The following is a 19,286-nucleotide window of genomic DNA, read 5'->3' as shown; positions in this document are numbered from 1 at the left end:
GCGAATGCGGTGGGCCAGTCAGCATCCATTTTGAATGTGCTGCCGCCATCGCGAGCAAGCTCGCTCCCACAGTTTTGATCTGTGGTGGCCCTGGGTTTTTCTGGCACCACAAAGCCCCTGTGGGAGCGAGCTTGCTCGCGAAAGCAGTGTGTCAGTCAACATCCCTGTTGGATGTGCCACAGTTCTGATCTGTGGTTGTCTTGGGTTTTTCAGCTCAAGCCCCCCGGAGGGGGCTTGGGTCAGGCGGTGAAGTCGCTGGCGTGCAGCTCCTTGACGCCGACCAGTTCGAATTCGAACTCGGGGGTGGCGTCGGCGTTGGTGCTGCCGGAGAGGATGCCATCGACGAAGCGCAACTGGCCGGTAGCATTGCTGGCGTCGAAGGCGTTACTGCCGATGAACGTGAAGGCATCGACCCCGGCGGTCAGTGGGTTGGCGTCCAGGCCGGTGAGGTCCAACTTGTCGAACTCGGCACTCTTGAAACCACTGATCACATCGCGCAAAGCCCCGACGCCCATGTCCGACAGCGCACCAAACGCGTAGGTGTCCGCGCCGGTGCCGCCGGTGAGGTTGTCGGTGCCTGCGCCGCCGATCAAGCGGTCATCGCCCGAGCCGCCTACCAACGTATCGTTGCCGGCCCCGCCGTCGAGGACGTTTGCCGCACTGTTCCCCGACAGCGTGTCGGCGGAGGCGCTACCTTCCAGGTTCTCGATGAACTTCAAGGTATCGAGCCCGGAACCCACGGTGTTCTGCTGCGCCGACGTCGAGAGGTTGACGGTCACGCCGGACAGCGCCCGTTCATAGCTCGCCGTATCCATGCCATCGCGTCCATCCAGGACATTGTTACCGGCACTGGCGAACAACGTATTGTCCAAGGCGTTGCCGGTGCCATTGGCGGCGCCAGGGCTATCGACATACAGGTTCTCGACGTTGCTGCCCAAGGTGTAGGCCGCCAGGCTGCTGTGCACGCTGTCGATCCCGCCGGTCACCGCGTTGGTGCTGGGCTCGATCACGCTGTCGTCGGCATTGTCGACAAAATACGTGTCGTTGCCATCGCCTCCGCTCATGCTGTCGGCCCCGGCGGCGCCGTCGATCACGTTGTTGGCGGTATTGCCGGTGATGAAGTTGCGCCGTTCGTTGCCGGTGCCGTCGATGTCCGACACACCGGTGAGCACCAGGTTTTCCAGATTGGCCCCCAGCGTCCAACTGACCGAGGCTTGCACCGTATCGATCTGCGCGGTCGAGGTGTTGGTTTCCACCACGCTGTCGAACGCATTGTCGACCACGTAGATGTCGTTGCCATCGCCACCGGTCAAGGTGTCGGCGCCCAAGTCGCCATCCAGGGTGTCGTTGCCAGAACTACCCACCAGGGTGTCGTCCTGGTCGGTGCCGGCGATCATCCCGCCCTGGTTCTGGGCGTTGTCGAAGATGTCCTGCACGCTGTTATTGTCGTCGGGATTGCCCTGAAAGCCGAGGTCATTGGCTATGTAGTCCGCCAGGCGTTGGCCGACGATTTCCGCCGATTCCTCGTGCAGGTGCCAGACGTCATCGGGATACACCAGCGGATCGACTTCATAGCGCAACGGCAGGTCGGTGTAGTCCACCGCCAGCTTGACGTCGGCGCGTTCGGCGGCCATGGCCTCCTGGGCGGCGCGGACATAACCGACGCCCTCGACGATGGCGGCGATCTTCTCTTCCGCATAACCCCGGGCCCGGGCCGCGGCCGCTGAGTAATGGCCGGTTTCCATCAGGTACACAGTGAAATTGCCAAATTGGGCATGCAGGTAATCGAACACCTTCAAGGTCGCAGCCTTGTACGCAGCCGCAGCTGCGGCCTTGTCCGTGGCACGGGCGATTTCCTGGGCGGCTTCCTCGCCCTGGCCCCAGATGATGCCCATGGTGACGTTATCGATCGCCTGCAATTCGGTGCGCTGGTCGCGCAGCAACGTCACCGCGCGCAACAGTGCCGCCCCGGGTTGGTTGGTGTCGGTCAGCCACCAACACAACTGGAGTTCCTCGGCGCTGAGTGTGGAGAGGCCGTTGACCGTGCTGCCGCCCACCGCGATGTCGATGCCGTTGCCATCGGCATCGTTGAACTGGCTGCGCACGTCGTAGGTGGTGTAGCGGTTGAGGTCGTTGACCAGCATCGAGGTGCCGGATTGGTCGTCGTCCTCGGACATGCGCAACAGACGTGCGTTGGATTGGCCGAGGGTCGGCAGGTAGAGAATATCCTGCTGGGCGCGCTCGCCGAAGACGAAGTCGTTGGCGGTAAGGGTGTTTAGGTAGTTGCCGTTGAGGGCGATCTCGAAGCGATTGCCATCGGCGTCGGCTTCGGCGGACTTGACGTAGGTCTTGTCGCCGGCCGCGTTGAGAGTCATGTACAAGGTGCTGTTGGTACCGTCGCCGAGACCGAGAAAACCCAACCCGGAGACGTCGATTTTGTCGACGCCGGCTGTGAAATCGTAAATCGTGTCGGTGGCCGTGACACCACCGGTGTCGTAGTCGCGGTAGCTGTCGGACAGGTTGCTGTAGCGAAACGTGTCGGCGCCATCACCGCCGTACAGCGAGTCGCGTCCGGCACCACCATCGCCGATATCCGCACCGGTGCCGGCCTTGATCGTGTCGTTGCCGCCAAGCCCGAGGATCAGGTCGGCGCCCGTCGTGCCATTGAGTGTCTCGGCATTGGCGGTGCCAGTGATGGTGTTGGCGGGCGCATCGGCGACCACCAGGGTGAAGTTGTCGCTGACCGAGGCGCCTGACGGATCGGTGGCCTTGACCAAGACGTCGTAGTTGCCCGCCGCGGTGCTGGTGGGCGTGCCGCTGAAGGTCAGGTTGGCGGCATTGAAACTCAGCCAGGCGGGCAGGGCGTTGCCGTTGGCGAGGGTTGCGGTGTAGGTCAGCACATCCTGGTTGGCGTCGCTGAAGCTGTTGCTCGCCACGGTGTATTTGAACGGCGTGCTTTCACTGGCGTTCTGGTCCAGGAGCGGGGTGACCACCACGGGCGCCACATTGGTGGGGGTGCCTTGGTCGGCGAAGACGAAGTGGCTGGCCGTCAGGCTGCTGACAAAGTTGCCCGCCATGGAGATCTCGAACCGGTTGCCGTTGGCATCCACCGTCAGGTCCTTGAGGTAGGTGCGGTTGGTCGACGAACTGTAAGTGACCTGCAAGGTGCCGTTGAGCCCGTTGCCCAGGCCCGTGTAGCCGAGCGCCGAAACGTCGATCTTGTCGGCGGCCACGTCGAAGTCGAGGATCTGGTCACTGGCGCTGGTGGAACTGGTGCGATAGCTGTCGAGCTTGGAGGTGTAGCGGAACACATCGGCGCCCGTGCCACCGGTGAGTTTGTCGACCCCGGTGCCGCCGACCAGGATATCGTTGCCGGCGCCGCCATTGAGGGTGTCGTTGCCCGCGCCACCGAACAGTTGCTCATTGGCAGCGGTGCCGGTCAGCGTGTCGTTGTTCGGTGTGCCATTGATCACAATGGCGGCGGGGACGTCCTGCACGGCGAGCGTAAAACTGTCGCTGACGGTGGCGTTGCTGCCATCGGTCGCGGTGACCTGGATCGAGTAGGTGCCCGATGCCGTATCGGGTGGCGTGCCGATGAAGGTGCGGGTGGCGGCATCAAAGGTCAGCCAACTGGGCAGGGCGCTGCCATTGGCGAGCCTGGCGGTGTAGCTGAGGCTGTCGTTGTCCGGATCGGTGAAGCTGGTCGCCGGCACCACGTAGTTGAACGGGGTGTTTTCGGTGGCGTTCTGGTCCAGCAACGGCGTGGCTAGCACGGGCGCCTGGTTGGTCGGCGAGGAGGTGGCGAAGACGAAGTTGGCGCTGGTCAGGGTGTTGAGGTAATTACCGTCCAGGGCCACTTCGAAGCGGTTGCCGTTGGCGTCGGCCTCCAGGGATTTGATGTAGGTCTTGGTGCCGGCGCTGTTGAGCACCAGGTACACGGTGTTGTTCCTGCCATCCCCCAGGCCGGTGAAGCCCATGGCCGAGAGATCGATTTTGTCGGCGCTGATGTTGAAGTCAGTGATCAGGTCGCCGAGGTTGGCGCCGCCGGTGTTGTAGTTGCGGTAGCTGTCCAGGCGATTGGCGAACACAAAAGTGTCCGCGCCGGTGCCGCCGGTGAGGGTGTCCATGCCGGCACCGCCGTCGAGCTTGTCATCGCCGGCGCCTCCACTGAGGCTGTCGTTGCCCGCCAGGCCGAGCAGGGTGTCGGCCGCATCGCTGCCCAACAGCGAGTCGCTGCCGCTGGTGCCGGTGATCACTCGATTGAAGATGAAGTTGTTGGCAGTCAGGGTGCTGGCAAGGTTGCCCGTGAGGATCAGCTCGAAGCGGTTGCCGCTGGCGTCGGCGTCGAAGTCCTTGATGTAGGTGCGGTTGTTGCTGGCGCTGTAGCTGACTTGCAGGGTGCCGCCGCGGCCGTTGCCCAGGCCGGTGAAACCGAGGCCGGCGAGGTCGATCTTGTCCTGGGTGACGTCGAAGTCGGTGATGGTGTCATCGAAGCTTGTCGTCGCGTTGCGGTAACTGTCCGACTGCGCGACAAACCGGAACGTATCGGCGCCGGTGCCGCCGGTGAGTTTGTCGATGCCCGCGCCGCCTACCAGGATGTCGCTTCCGGCCCCGGCGTTGAGGGTGTCGTTGCCTGCCGCGCCATAGAAAATCTCGCTGGCGCTGGTGCCCGTCAGGATGTCGTTGCCCGCGGTACCTTGCACGGTGGGCATCGGGACCGTGGCGCTGACGTAGCTGCCGTCGCCGTAGACCAGCGTGGCGCCCTTGCTGGGGTGGCTGATGGTGTTGGCGATGCTGGCGTTGCGGTCGGTGCCGTCTTCATTGCGCTCGGCGACACCGTAGGTCGACAGGTCGCTGCCGCTGATGATGTTGCCCTGGATGAGGTTGTCGCTGCCGTTGAAGTATTTGCCGGACACGCCCAGGGTGTCGTCGTAGGACTGGATGATGATTTCCGGTACGGCGCCGCCCAGGGAATTGTTGTTGAGCGTATTGTCGATGACCTCGACGTGGTTGCTGCCGTAGATGCGGATCCCGGCGCTGGCGTTGTCATGGATATCGACACCGGTGACGGTGACCTCGCTGGAGAGCTTGATCAGCACGCCTTCGGCGCCGTTGCCGTACACCTCGCCACCCGTGATGGTGATGTTGCTGGGCGAGGGGATGTCCTCGCTGCCGCGCTGGACCACGATGCCATTGCCGCCGTTGTCGTAGGCGACGTTATTGGTCAGGGTGAAATCGTGGGTGCTGGTGACGACGTTGAAACCGTGGCGGTCGTTGTTGTAGGCAATGTTGTTTTCGAAGGTGCTGTCGCTGAGGAAGTCGGCGACGAAGCCGTCCAGGCCGTTGCCGTGGGACACGCTGTTCTTGATGACCATGTTGACGGTCTGCTCGTGGGGGTCGAAACCGTACCCGGAGCAATCCTTGATCTCGACGCTGTCGAGGGTGACGTTGGAATCGTAGCCTTCTTCGCCGGGAATATAGCCGTTGAACCAGCCGTCGACCTTGCCGGTGGTGCTGTCGCGGTTGCCGTCGATGGTGAGGTTGCTCACGCCGAAATCATGGGTTTCTTCACCATAGGCCGAGCGGATGATACCGGTGATCTTGGTGTCGGAACCATCGGCCAGCTTGACCGTGGTGTCGCCCATGCCGTCGCCGTACAGGTAGACGTTGCTCTTGAGCATCAGGCAGCCATCGGAAGGTTCCTCGCCCCCGGAAACGATGTAGGTGCCGGTCGGCATGTACACCTGGCCTCCGCCGGCCGCGGCCGCCGCATCAATCGCACTCTGAATGGCTGCCGTGTCGTCGGTGATGCCATCTCCTTTGGCGCCAAAATCTTGTACGTTGAAAATCATGAGCTTATCTCCGTATCAGGCTTGAACCTCGGTAGACGCCAATATTCCATCGACGACCTCGGTGTTATGACCCAGCGGAGCGCAAAAGTTGTGACCGCATATCGGGGAAAGTGTCAAAAAGCTGGAGTAACTGATCAGCGGTATGGTCAGGGATGGGCAGCAACAACGTTCTGTTGACGCTTTCAAGGCCGAATGACGCCCCCTGTGGGAGCGAGCTTGCTCGCGATAGCGTCGGATCAGCTGCATCGATGTGACTGATATACCGCTATCGCGAGCAAGCTCGCTCCCACAGGGTTCGCGCTGTGTAAAAAATCCAGACGACCACCCTTCAAAATGTGGGGACGGTGGTGTGGCGGACATACGGTTTCCTTGATTGGCATCAACCCCACTTCAGAGATGGCGGGATAACCTCGAATAAACCATCGCCCCGCTGAAGAGGGCGTCGAGGACTTCCATGAGTTATCCGCTGCTCCTGACCTTGCACCTGTTTGCCGCGCTGGTGTTCATCGGCACGGTGTTCTTCGAAGTCCTGTTTCTTGAAAGCATCCGCAAGCAACTGCCCGCCAAGGTCATGGTGCTGCTGGAACAGGGCATCAGCCGCCGTGCCCGGCAGTTGATGCCGTGGGTACTGCTGGTGTTGTTCGGCGCGGGGGGCGGCATGGTCTGGTTGCGATACTGGCCGGCGCTGTCGTCGCCGTTGCAATCGTCCTTCGGTGTGCTGCTGGGCCTGAAGATCCTGTTGGCGGGCAGCGTGCTGGGGCATTTCCTCTGGGCGATGTGGCTGTTCCGGAGCGGACGCATGAACGCCCGCTACGTGCACATCATCCATGTCAGCGTGTTCCTGCACATGGTCGCGATCGTGCTGCTGGCCAAGGCCATGTTCTACGTCACTTGGTAAGCGTTGGCGGCGGGCGGCCAGGACGCTTGATACAGGTCAAGGTGCCCCGGCGCGCAGGCATGCAAACTGGCGCCGCACCGCCACTCGGAGATTGTCATGTTCGACCCGTTCCATACCCTCGGTGAGCGACCCTCGGGACGTGCCCCGGTGGTGCCTGATTTCGATTGTCCGGTCGGCACGCGCAGGTTCCATGCCGGTATCGGCTCCCTCGACCTGCTTCGAGGATTACGTACCAGCCGCCAGAAACGACGGCCACTGTCCCTGGCGGTGCACCTGCCTTCGCGCTTGCGGCTGGCGTCGTGTTCGCCCCTGGCCAGCGACTGCCGATGCGGCGAGATCGAGGGCTATCTGCAACGCCTGGCCTATGAAATGGGCTTGGTCGGTTGCCACCTGGGGGCCGGGCGGCGCGTCGAGCAGTTCTGCCTGACGGGCGGCACACCGGTGATCGCCCATCTGCAGAAGCTGATGAGTGACCTGCGCAAGCGCTTCGACTTCTGCGAATTCGACGGTGCTGACCACAGTATCGAGGTGGACCTGCATCACACCGACTGGTCGACCATGGGCCTGATCCGTGACCAGGGTTTCACCCATGTCAGCATCGGCGTGCCCGACATTGGCGTTGACAGCGATCTATCGGTCGATTGCTACCAGAACCCGGCGCCGATCCATTCATTGATCGATGCGGCACGCACGTTTGGTTTTCGCTCCATCAACATCGACTTGGGCTACGGGCACGCCTGGCAGACACCGGACAGTTTCGCCCTGAAACTGGCGACGCTGATCGAACTGGAGCCGGACCGGTTGCACGTGTTCGATTATGCCCGCGCGCCTTATCGTTATCGCTCGAAGAACGCCGGGCTGGCCGGAACCTTTTGCAGCCCAGCCGACAAGGACGCCATGCGGCGCATCTGTTGCGAACAGTTGATCGGTGCCGGTTATCACTACATCGGCCTGGGCCAGTTCGTCAGGGCCGACGATGACCTGGCGGTGGCTCAGGAACATGGACGCTTGCACCGCAATTGCCAGGGTTTCACTCGTCACGGTTGCTGTGATCACGTGGGCTTCGGCTTGTCGGCCATCACGCAGATCGAGCACCTGTACGTACAGAATACCGACGACCTGCTTCTCTATTGCCAGCAGCTGGACGCCGGGCAATTGCCTGTGTGTCGTGGCTGGCGTTGTGAGGCGCAGGACCAGGTCAGGGCGAGCGTGACCGAACAGCTGTCCTGTGACCTGGAGTTGGATATACAAGCCATCGAGGCGCGCTTCGGCCTGGTGTTTCGCGAGCACTTCGCGTCCGCCTGGCCGTTGCTGGAAGCGTTGCATGACCAGGGATTGATCGAACTGTCGAGCCGATTCATCGGCATCCTGCCCGCCGGGCGCTTGAATGTGGACGCGATCTGCAACCTGTTCGACCCGGCACCGGATGACGCAAGCCCACACGCTTTTGAAAAGTTGACCCCCTCATGAAAACTGCCTCCGGTTTCAATCGTGCCCTGGTGGAGAAATACGACCGCCCGGGACCGCGCTACACCTCTTATCCGACGGCCCCGCAGTTCCACCAGGCCTTTGCCATGGATGAATACCGCCAGGCCGCCCAGCGCAGCCACCAGGCGCCACAGCCAAAGCCGTTGTCGGTGTACATCCACATTCCGTTCTGCCAGAGCCTTTGTTATTACTGCGCGTGCAACAAGATCATCACCCGCAAGACCCATCGCGCCGCCGAATACCTGACTTACCTCAAGCGTGAAATAGCCCTGCAAGCGGCGTTGTTCGACCGCTCGCGCAAATTGACCCAGCTGCATTTAGGTGGCGGCACGCCGACGTACCTGACCCATGAGCAACTGGCGGACCTGATGGACTGCCTGCACCAGGCGTTCGACATGGACGACAGCGACGCCCACGAGTTTTCCATCGAGGTCGATCCACGGACCATCGATGCAGAGCAGATCCAAGGTCTGCGCCAGCTGGGCTTCAATCGCTTGAGCTTCGGCGTCCAGGACTTCGACGCCCAGGTGCAGGTCGCGGTCAATCGGGTGCAAAGCGATGCCCAAGTCGTCGAGCTGGTGGAGGCCGCGCGCCGGGCGCATTTCAAGTCCATCAGCGTCGATCTGATCTATGGCCTGCCGCTGCAGACCATCACCAGTTTCGACGTCACCTTGAGCAAGATCATTGCCCTGCGTCCGGATCGGATCGCGGCCTACAGCTACGCCCACCTGCCGCAACGGGTGCGGGCGCAACGGATGATCCGCCCGCAAGACATGCCGCCGCCCGAGCGCAAGCTGGAGTTGCTGGAGCTGACCATCAATCGCTTGACTGAAGCGGGCTATGTCTACATCGGCATGGACCACTTCGCCTTGCCGGATGACGAACTGGTGCGCGCCCGCGCCCAGGGCACCCTGCAGCGCAATTTCCAGGGCTATTCCACCCACGCCGATTGCGACCTGATTGGCCTGGGGGTGTCGTCGATCGGCAAGGTGGGTGACAGCTACAACCAGAACGTCAAGGAGCTTTCCCAGTATTACGCCTGGTTGGATCAAGGCCTGCTGCCCGTGCAGCGCGGCTATCGGTTGAGCGACGATGACCGGCTGCGGCGCCAGGTCATCAGCGAACTGATGTGCCATGGGCGCATCGACTTCGGTCGGATCGACAGTGAACACGGCATCCGATTCAACGAATACTTCGCCGATGCCCTGGACCGGCTCCAGGAGCTGGTGCGCGACGGGTTGCTGGACATCCGTGACGGCGAGCTGGTGTTGTTGCCCCAAGGCCAATTGATGATGCGCAACGTCGCCATGGCATTCGACGCGTACCTGGGGGCGGACCAGACGGTCCAGTATTCGCGCACGGTCTGAAGCCCGAACTGCTTTTGTGGCGAGGGAGCTTGCTCCCGCTGGGCTGCGCAGCCGTCGTAAAACGGGCTGATGCGATGGGGATGAATGTTTGACCACCATCGTCTTGCCGCCGCAGTGTAAAGTGCGCGTAGTAATCGGCGCTGGGGCTGCAGCGGTGATGGATTGACCTGCCCCTGACCGTTCGCCGTGCAGGCTTCTGGTATGGAAAATGCTATGGATTATGTTGCGCTTTCGTTGTTGGCCGTGTTGTTGGTTCCGGGGCCGACGAACTCATTGTTGTTACAAGTCGGTGTGAGTCGAGGGCTCAACGCACGTTCAATGCGTTTTGTCGCCGCCGAGTGGTTGGCGTACGTCATCCAGACGACGATGTGGGGCGTGTTCATTGATCTGCTCATGGCTGAACACGGGTGGGTGGTAACCGCCACCAAGATTTTTGCCGTGGGCTTTTTGTTTCATATTTCCCTCAAACTTTGGCTCTCGGTCAAAAATGACGCGCCTGGCGCAACTGCGGGTATTACCGTTGCGGATCTGTTTGTGGCAACGCTGACCAATCCCAAAGGGTTGTTTTTTGTATCCTTCGTTGCGCCGGCGGGTACGTTCTTGTCGCTGGATAACTGGCTGTCATTCATGTTGCTGTTTTCATCCATCGTTTTTCCAGTAGGGCTTGTGTGGATTGCCGCTGGCGCTTTTTGTGGCCGAAAATTTCACGCAGTTGTATCGGGACGATTTTTGAATCGAGCCATCTCTTTGGTGATTGGGTTGTTCGCCTGCAGCATGCTTTTCAATATCGCTTCCCAGGTACATTTCGCCTGAACCCGGGCTGATATTGAGACTCGATGGCGTCGGATCCGAATCGTGAGATCGGCGCCAGGGAGCCCAACAGTTCGCTGTAGATCTTCAATTTTCACGCTGCAAAGCCCTTTTCAGGAACCCTGCTGTTCGACTCTCCCGGGACTTCGCCACATTCCTCGGAGCCCCGCAAGCGACCACCTTTCCGCCCTGGGTTCCTGCGCCTGGGCCAATATCGATGACCCAGTCACTCAGCGCCACCACCCGCATGTCATGTTCCACCACAACCACCGTATGGCCTTCATCCACCAGGCGATTCAACTGCACCAGCAAGCGGTCCACGTCCTGGGGATGCAGCCCGATGGTGGGTTCGTCCAATACATATAACGTCGTGCCCCGGGCCTTGCGCTGCAGTTCCGTCGCCAGCTTGATCCGCTGGGCTTCGCCGCCGGACAGCTCCGTAGCTGGTTGGCCCAGGCGCAGGTAGCCCAATCCGATATCCTGCAGCACTTGCAATGAGCGCCTGGCCGCCGCTTGCTCGGCAAACACCTCGAGAGCCTGGTTCACGGTCAGTTGCAAGACTTGGGAGATGTCCAGGCCCTGCCAGCGCACCTCCAGGGTCTGCGGGTTGTAGCGCGCACCGAGGCAGGTGGGGCAGGGGGCGTACACGCTGGGCATGAACAACAATTCGACGCTGTCGAAGCCTTCACCTTCGCAGGTTTCGCAGCGACCCTTGGCGACGTTGAAGGAGAACCGCCCGGCATCGAACCCCAGCGCCTTTGCCCGCTCAGTGGCAGCGAACAATTTGCGCACGTGATCGAACAGCCCGGTGTAAGTGGCGAGGTTGGAGCGCGGGGTACGGCCGATGGGTTTCTGGTCCACCTGGACCAGTCGCTTGACCGCATCGAGCCCGGCGACAACGCGCCCGGCGCTGGGTTGCACGGGCTCGTCTTCCAGGCTTTGCTCATCGGGTTCGGCGTTGGGGCTGGCCTGGCCCAGGTGCGCACCGACCAGATCCAGCAGGGCCTGGCTGACGAGGCTGGATTTGCCTGAGCCAGAGATGCCGGTCACGGCGGTGAAGCAGCCCAACGGGAAGGCCGCGTTCAGGTTGTCGAGGTTGTTGCGGGTGATGCCTTCCAGGCGCAGCCAATCCTTGGGGGGACGCGGGGTGCGTGTCGTGGTGTGTTCTTCGCCAAACAGGTAGGCGCGGGTGCGTGATTCGGCGACCTGGCCAAGGCCGGCCGGTGGGCCGCTGTAGAGGATTTTTCCTCCTTGTTCGCCAGCGTCCGGGCCGACGTCGATGAGCCAATCGGCGCGGCGCATGGTATCGAGGTCGTGTTCGACCACAAACACCGAATTGCCTGCTGCCTTGAGGCGTTGCAGGGCGCCAAACAGCGCTTCGCTGTCGGCCGGGTGCAGGCCGGCGGAGGGTTCGTCCAGCACGTAGATCACCCCGAACAACTGGGAGTTGAGCTGGGGCGCCAGGCGCAGGCGTTGCAGCTCACCGGAGGAAAGCGTCGGCGTGCTGCGCTCCAGGGCGAGGTAGCCGAGGCCCAGGTCGATCAGGGTGGTGATTCGTTCCAGCAGCTCGGCGGCGATGCGCTGGGCGGCCAGGCGTTTTTCCAGGGAAAGGTTGGGTGTGTGGCGGGCGTCCGGTCCACCGGCGTGGGGATTTTCGCCCCGGGCAGCGCGTTGTTCCCGGGCCTTTCGGGTTTGCGGGTGACTGAGGACATCCCCTGTTTCTTCGGCTTGTTCAAGGTAGTCAGGTGCCTGGACCCGCTTGAGCACCTCGGCCAGTTCGAACAGGGACAGGTGCGACAGCTCGGCGATGTCCAGGCCGGCAAAGGGCACGGTTAGCGCTTGGCGCTTGAGGCGCTTGCCTTCGCACACGGGGCAGGGGCTGGCGCGCATGTATTGAGCCACGCGTTTGCGCATCTGGGCGCTTTGCGAATGCATGAAGGTGTGCAGCAGGTAGCGTCGGGCGCCGCTGAAGGTGCCTTGGTAGCTGGGTTCGAGCTTGCGCTTGAGTGCTTCGCGGGTCTGGGCCGGGGTCAGTCCCGCGTAGACGGGAACGGTCGGGGTTTCTTCGGTGAAGAGAATCCAGTCCCGTTGCTTTTTCGGCAGGTCGCGCCAGGGGATGTCGACGTCATAGCCCAGGGTCACGAGGATGTCCCGCAGGTTCTGGCCTTGCCAGGCCATGGGCCAGGCGGCCACGGCGCGCTCGCGGATGGTCAGCGATGGGTCCGGCACCATGGAGGCTTCAGTCACTTCGTAGACTCGGCCCAGGCCGTGGCATTCCTGGCAGGCGCCTTGGGGCGTGTTGGGCGAGAAGTCCTCGGCATAGAGCATCGGTTGGTCGGCCGGATAGCTGCCGGCGCGGGAGTAGAGCATGCGGATCAGGCTCGACAGGGTGGTGACGCTGCCCACCGACGAGCGCGCGCTGGGTGTGCCGCGCTGTTGCTGCAAGGCAACGGCCGGGGGCAGGCCCTCGAGGCTGTCCACGTCTGGCACGCCCACCTGGTCGATGAGGCGCCGCGCGTAGGGCGCGACGGACTCGAAATAACGACGTTGGGCCTCGGCATAGAGCGTGGAAAATGCCAGCGACGACTTGCCGGAACCCGACACGCCCGTGAACACCACCAGGGCATCACGGGGGATGTCCACGTCGACGTTCTTGAGGTTGTGTTCTCGAGCGCCGCGTTCCCGGACGAAACCGGTGGTTTGAGGCAATGAAGAGGCGGCGGGGCCGGAGCGTGGGGGCATGGAGCGTTCCTTGTGGGCATCTGCTTGTCGCACTGGGGCGTTCAGGTGAGGCGGCGTCACGGGAAGAATGTAACCTGGATCACAGCGCTGACATTTATGCGACCGGGTTTGGCCATTCTCGTGCGATAAAAATTTACTCCGGACAAAAGAGATGAGAAAAGCTTCGCAGTTTTCCACTGGATACGAACCTCCCCATGTCTCGTTCAAAACTGCTCTCTAGATTATTTGTCGCGCTGCTGGTCGGCGCGGCGCTGTGGTACATGTGGATGCTTGCCAGTGCCAAGCTGGAGTGGGGCGGTGACGGCCCCGACCGGCAGCCGGTGGGCACCGTGAAGGATACCCGCTTGCGGGCGATGACCCAGTATTGCACGGGCGTGACGGTGACACCGCAGGGGACTTGGCTGGTGGCGCGGCTGGAGGAAGAGGCCCAAACGTTCGAACCGTCCGCGGACGTCGTCAACCTGGATGCGATGGTCTATGGCAAGCCCGCCGAGACTGAAGAACCGGAGGAGCCCAGCACCTTTTCCCGTTTGTTCTCTCGTGGGGAACCGGAAACCTCCTTCATTTCCCGCCTGGATGACAAAGGGCAGTTTCAGCTTGTGGCCCATGTCAGCGGCGCCGCTTGTCTTGTGGCCAGTCCCGATGGGACCAGTGTGTTCCTGCTCACAGGCCTGCGTCGACCTGAGACGGCGAATGCCCCTGAGCCCGATCAGACCGTGGTCTTTCGCAGCGACGATCAAGGCCAGCGCTGGACTTCGTTGACCCAGGGTTGGTTTCCCGAGGCCGATTCGTTGGCCTGGAGCCTGGTTCCCTATTTCCACGGCGTGAATGAAGTCTGGGCCGTAGGCACGCCGGACGGCGTGAAGGAGGACGGCGATGAAGCAAAGCCGACTGCCGTTTCCACCGGCGTCTTTTACTCGGCTGATCGCGGTGCGCACAGCTCGCCGATCATGGCTCCCGAGTCGCTGCTCGTATCTGCCGGATACGCCCATGGCAAACGCCCGGACATCACGGAGTGGCACACCAGCGAAGGCGCAAATGGGACCGTCCAGACCAGTGTCCTGCAGTTGGACGCGCAGACGGCCTTTATCTGGGTCTCCCAACGCTTCTGGGGCAGCCACCCGGATGGCGTCGGTGACAACATCGCGGTTAACGTCACGACACGGGCGCGGCTGCAAGCCGAGGCTGGGCAGTGGCAGGTCATGGAGGTGCAGCGTGCCGACAACCTGTTCGTGAACAAGGTGCTGCAGAACGACGCCGGGCGGGTGATGGGGCTGATTGACCAGGGCGACCACGGGCAAGCGGTTGTCGCCGAATTGGACACCGCCGCGCTGACCTGGATGCCTATGGGTGAGCTGCCCAGCGTGTTTTCACCCCTGGCGTCGCAGACCCAGGTGCGTGGTGACAATCTCTGGATGGGTCAAGACACCCTGCTGATCAACACCACCAGCGAGCACCATCCACCGCGTTGGCTCTATTGGTGGTCGGACGCGAACGTCTCTGCCAATGGGGTGTTCTATTCCAAGGATTGGGGCCGCTCCTGGCAACGCCTCGCCATCGGCGGTTACCTGGGTATCCTCGGTTTTCAACCGGCCCAGGACCGGGTGATCTGGGCCAACGGCAACTGGTACGACAGCAATGACGGCCGCGTCTATTCCTATGGGTTGCGCTGAACCCAGACAGCCCCTGATACACAGCTGAACGGCTGTTGTGGCGAGGGAGCTTGCTCCCGCTGGGCTGCGCAGCAGCCCCAAGGCCAGGGCCACGGTGTGTCAGGTTGATGTGGGCAGCTTCATGGGGGGCGCTTCGCGCCCCAGCGGGAGCAAGCTCCCTCGCCACAAAAGCGGCCTTCATCTGCTGGACATTCGTGTCTGCTCACGGATTCGGCGTTTAGTTTTCCCGAGTTGATTTCAATCAAGGGCCCATGCCAGGGGCGGCCCCCACAATGATCGTCAAGATCCTGTCTTCAAGCCCTGGCGCTCATGACCCGTCCCTCTGTGATGTTGCACCTATCCCGCTCCTGGCTCCCCGGGCTGTTCGTTCTACTGCTGATGTTCGCTGGAATCGTCCAGTCCAAGGACTACGGTGACCTCCCGCAACAACGCATCCACCACGTCCTGGGCTCGGTCGACTCGATCTCCGAACCCGACGGTCCCTTCAAGGTTCGCAAGCTGTCCGCCGCTGGCAAGGTCGCGGGCTACGTGTTCCAGAGCCTGGATGTGGTGGACATTCCGGCATACTCCGGCAAGCCGATCAACGTCCAGGTCATTCTCGATCCTGCCGGGGTGATTCTCGACGCCTATGTGCTTGAACACCACGAACCGATCCTGCTGATCGGCATCGCCGAAGAAAAACTCCACGGCTTCAGCGCGCGCTACAGCGGCATCAAGGTCAACCAGCGAGTGGTGGTAGGGCATTCCAGCGACCCGAATGCGGTGACGGTCGATGCGATCGCCGGCGCCACGGTGACGGCCATGGTGGTCAACGAAGTGATCATGCGCGCCGCCCACGATGTCGCGGTATCCCTCGGCCTGGTCAAGGGCGATGCGGGATTGGCCGTGGCACCGGCGCGGGTGCGTGCGGATATCTACGAGGCTGCCAACTGGAAGACCTTGACCGGCAACGGCGCGGTCCGTCGCCTGCACCTGACCCGTGGCCAGGTCGATGCGTCCTTCAAGGGCACCGAAGCCGAACAGGTCGAGACCGCCAGCGGCGAGCAGGTGAATGACACCTTCATCGACCTCTACGCCACCCTCCTCAACCCACCCACCATTGGCCGTAACCTGCTGGGCGAGGCGCAATACCGCCCGCTGATGGCCGAGCTCAAGCCGGGCGAACAAGCCATTGCAGTGATGGGCAGTGGTCGTTATTCCTTCAAGGGCTCGGGTTACGTGCGCGGCGGCATTTTCGACCGGGTGCAGTTGCGTCAGTCCGGCGACACCATCAGTTTTCGCGACCTGGATTTCCAGCGCCTGAATGATGTGGCCCTCGACGACATGCCGGACTTCGATGAAATGGCGATTTTCATCATCCGTGCCGCCCACCGTTTCGACCCCGGCTCGCCCTGGAACCTGGAGCTGCTGGTTCGCCGTCAGACCGGTCCGGTCAGCGGCACCTTCAGCAGTTTCGAGCTGGCCTATCAACTGCCCGAACCCTACCTGGAACGGCCATTGCCCACCGCCGAGCAACTGGCGGCCGCCGAAGAAGCCAGCCGGCCAATGTGGTTGACACTCTGGTACCAGAAAAGCGTGGAGATTTCGGTGTTGGGTGCGGCGCTGCTGGTCCTCACCGCGATCCTGTTTTTCCAGGATTCACTGGCCCGACGGCCCACCTTGTTGCACTGGGTACGTCGCGGTTACCTGGTGTTCACCGTGGTGTTCCTGGGCGGTTTTGCGCTGGCACAGTTGTCAGTGGTCAATGTGCTGACCTTCGTCCACGCCCTGTTCGAAGGCTTTCGCTGGGAACTGTTCCTCACCGATCCGCTGATCTTCATTCTCTGGGTGTTCACCGCCGGCAGCATTCTGTTGTGGGGACGCGGGGTGTTCTGCGGCTGGCTGTGTCCGTTCGGCGCGGTGCAGGAACTGATCAACGAGCTGGCGCGCAAGCTCAAGGTGCCGCTATACGAGTTGCCGTTCGCCGTGCATGAGCGCCTGTGGGCAATCAAGTACATCATTTTGCTGGTGCTGTTCGGCGTCTCGCTGGATTCGATGTCCAGCGCCGAACGGCTGGCCGAAGTGGAGCCGTTCAAGACCGCCATCACCCTCAAGTTCGACCGCCAGTGGTGGTTCGTGGCATACGCAGCGGGCCTGCTGGTGATCAATGTCTTTACCCGCAAAGTCTATTGCCGCTACGTCTGCCCGCTGGGCGCCGCCTTGGCGATGCCGACCCGCCTGCGCTTGTTCGACTGGCTCAAGCGCCGCAAGGAATGTGGCAACCCCTGCCAACTGTGCGCCAAGGAATGCGAGATCCAGGCGATCCATCCCGATGGGCGGATCAACGCCAACGAATGCCATTACTGCCTCGACTGCCAGATGACCTGGCACAACGAAAACAAATGCCCGCCGCTGATCAACAAGCGCAAGAAGCGCGGCAAGGCGACCGAGACCGATGCGCAACTGATTCCCGTGGTGCAGGTGAACCCGGCGCCTTGAGGCACCCCAATGGCCTGTCCCTTGACCGTTTCATTCTTCATGGAGCACACAGCATGAGCGACAAAAAAGACCAAGTCCCTGGCGCGGTGGAAGCGCCCCGGGGGGTCAGCCGGCGCAGTTTTCTCGGCACCGGTGCGGTAACGGGCGCGGTGCTGGCCGGCGCCACGGCGCTGGGCGCCGGGACGTTCACCCGCGAGTCCTGGGCAGCGGCGGCCAAGGAAGCCAAGTCCAAGATCCACGTCGGGCCCGGTGAGTTGGACGAATACTACGGGTTCTGGAGCGGCGGCCACCAAGGCGAGGTGCGGGTGCTGGGTGTGCCGTCGATGCGCGAGCTGATGCGCATCCCGGTGTTCTACGTCGATTCGGCCACCGGCTGGGGCCTGACCAACGAGAGCAAGCGCATCCTCGGTGACAGCGCCAAATACCAGAACGGCGACTGCCACCACCCGCACATCTCCATGACCGACGGCAAGTACGACGGCAAATACCTGTTCATCAATGACAAGGCCAACTCCCGGGTCGCGCGCATTCGCCTGGACATCATGAAGTGCGACAAGATCCTCACCGTGCCCAACGTCCAGGCCATCCACGGCCTGCGCCTGCAGAAGGTGCCGTACACCAAGTACGTGTTCGCCAACGCCGAGTTCGTGATCCCGCACCCCAACGACGGCCATACCTTCGACCTGCAGGACAAAAACAGCTTCACGATGTTCAACGCCATTGATGCCGAAAAAATGGAAATGGCCTTCCAGGTGATCGTCGACGGCAACCTGGACAACTCCGACGCCGACTACACCGGCAAATACGCCGCCAGCACCTGCTACAACTCCGAGAAGGCCTACGACCTGGGCGGCATGATGCGCAACGCGCGCGACTGGGTGGTGGTGTTCAACATCCCGCGGATCGAGGCAGCGATCAAGGCCGGCAAGCTCATCACCCTGGACGGTTCCAAGGTGCCGGTGGTCGATGGCCGCAAGACCGACGGCAAGGATTCCGAGTTCACTCGCAACATTCCGGTGCCGAAGAATCCCCACGGGCTCAATACCTCGTCGGACGGCAAGTACTTCATCGCCAACGGCAAGCTGTCGCCCACGGTCTCGATGCTCGCCATCGACCGTCTGGACGATTTGTTCAACGATCGTTACAAGGATCCGCGGGAAGTGATCGTCGCCGAGCCGGAACTGGGGCTTGGGCCGCTGCACACCACGTTCGACGGGCGCGGCAACGCCTACACGACCTTGTTCATCGACAGCCAGGTGGTGAAGTGGAACATGGACGAAGCCATCCGCGCCTACAAGGGCGAGAAGGTCAACTACATCAAGCAGAAACTCGACGTCCAGTACCAGCCGGGCCACAACCATGCGTCCCTCACCGAAACCAGCGAGGCGGACGGCAAGTGGCTGGTGGTGTTGTGCAAATTCTCCAAGGACCGCTTCCTGCCCACCGGCCCGTTGCACCCGGAGAACGATCAGCTGATCGACATTTCCGGTGAAGAGATGAAGCTGGTGCACGACGGCCCGGCCTTCGCCGAACCCCATGACTGCATTCTCGCGCGGCGCGACCAGATCAAGACCCAGAAAATCTGGAACCGCAACGATCCGTTCTTCGCCGACACCGTGGCCCTGGCGAAGAAGGACGGCATCAACCTCGAAACCGACAACAAGGTCATCCGCGACGGCAATACGGTGCGGGTGTACATGACCTCGATGGCGCCGGCCTATGGCCTGACGGAGTTCACCGTCAAGCAAGGCAACGAGGTGACCGTGACCATCACCAACATCGACCAGATCGAAGACGTGTCCCACGGTTTTGTCATGACCAACCACGGCGCCAGCATGGAGATCAGCCCGCAACAGACCTCATCCATCACCTTCACCGCCGACAAGGCCGGCTTGCATTGGTACTACTGCAGTTGGTTCTGCCACGCGCGGCACATGGAAATGGTCGGACGCATGCTGGTTGAGAAAGCCTGAGTCAT

Annotated in this window: 9 protein-coding genes; 7 read left to right on the top strand and 2 right to left on the bottom strand. The window is 62.0% G+C overall.

The features are described 5' to 3' along the window. Positions 1-239 precede the first annotated feature (239 nt). Positions 240-5,852, bottom strand: coding sequence for a putative Ig domain-containing protein (locus tag HGO40_RS04510; RefSeq protein ID WP_250962055.1), 5,613 nt, complete (start codon positions 5,850-5,852; stop codon positions 240-242). A 454-nt stretch (positions 5,853-6,306) separates the two neighbouring features. Between HGO40_RS04510 and HGO40_RS04505 the strand changes: the two genes are divergently transcribed. The 4 genes from HGO40_RS04505 to HGO40_RS04490 all read left to right on the top strand — a co-directional run bounded on the left by HGO40_RS04505 (position 6,307) and on the right by HGO40_RS04490 (position 10,418). Beyond that, entirely contained in the window at positions 6,307-6,750 is a 444-nt protein-coding gene (locus HGO40_RS04505) for a CopD family copper resistance protein (RefSeq protein WP_250962054.1), read from the top strand. Between the two features lie 96 nt (positions 6,751-6,846). Further along, a complete protein-coding gene (locus HGO40_RS04500) occupies positions 6,847-8,220 on the top strand; it encodes an oxygen-independent coproporphyrinogen III oxidase (protein ID WP_250962053.1) in 1,374 nt (457 codons plus the stop codon). Next, positions 8,217-9,605 (top strand): oxygen-independent coproporphyrinogen III oxidase, encoded by a 1,389-nt coding sequence (hemN, locus tag HGO40_RS04495; protein WP_250962052.1) that lies wholly within the window; start codon positions 8,217-8,219, stop codon positions 9,603-9,605. The genes HGO40_RS04500 and hemN overlap by 4 nt, the downstream gene beginning before the upstream one ends. A 201-nt stretch (positions 9,606-9,806) precedes the next feature. Beyond that, positions 9,807-10,418: a LysE family translocator gene (locus tag HGO40_RS04490; RefSeq protein WP_250962051.1), complete on the top strand. Its 612-nt coding sequence runs from the start codon at positions 9,807-9,809 to the stop codon at positions 10,416-10,418. Positions 10,419-10,502: 84 nt separating this feature from the next. Here HGO40_RS04490 and HGO40_RS04485 read toward each other — a convergent pair whose 3' ends face one another. Further along, a complete protein-coding gene (locus tag HGO40_RS04485; RefSeq protein ID WP_250962050.1) occupies positions 10,503-13,157 on the bottom strand; it encodes an excinuclease ABC subunit UvrA in 2,655 nt (884 codons plus the stop codon). 194 nt (positions 13,158-13,351) lie between these two features. On the opposite strand from HGO40_RS04485, the gene HGO40_RS04480 reads away from it, so the two are divergent. From HGO40_RS04480 to nosZ, 3 genes are all read left to right on the top strand, one after another. After that, complete coding sequence (locus HGO40_RS04480; protein ID WP_250962049.1) at positions 13,352-14,830, top strand: hypothetical protein; 1,479 nt, start codon at positions 13,352-13,354, stop codon at positions 14,828-14,830. Between the two features lie 327 nt (positions 14,831-15,157). Next, the gene (nosR, locus tag HGO40_RS04475; RefSeq protein WP_502943192.1) at positions 15,158-17,308 is read left to right on the top strand and encodes a transcriptional regulator NosR; all 2,151 of its coding nucleotides are present in this window, start codon (positions 15,158-15,160) and stop codon (positions 17,306-17,308) included. A 53-nt stretch (positions 17,309-17,361) separates the two neighbouring features. After that, positions 17,362-19,281, top strand: coding sequence for a TAT-dependent nitrous-oxide reductase (gene nosZ, locus HGO40_RS04470; protein WP_250962047.1), 1,920 nt, complete (start codon positions 17,362-17,364; stop codon positions 19,279-19,281). Positions 19,282-19,286: the final 5 nt, after the last annotated feature.

The sequence above is a fragment of the Pseudomonas sp. CG7 genome (genome assembly GCF_023701885.1).
Taxonomy (GTDB): Bacteria; Pseudomonadota; Gammaproteobacteria; order Pseudomonadales; family Pseudomonadaceae; genus Aquipseudomonas; species Aquipseudomonas zanjanensis.
Note: the sequence above shows the minus strand (reverse complement) of the source record. Positions and strands in the feature narration are given on the sequence as shown.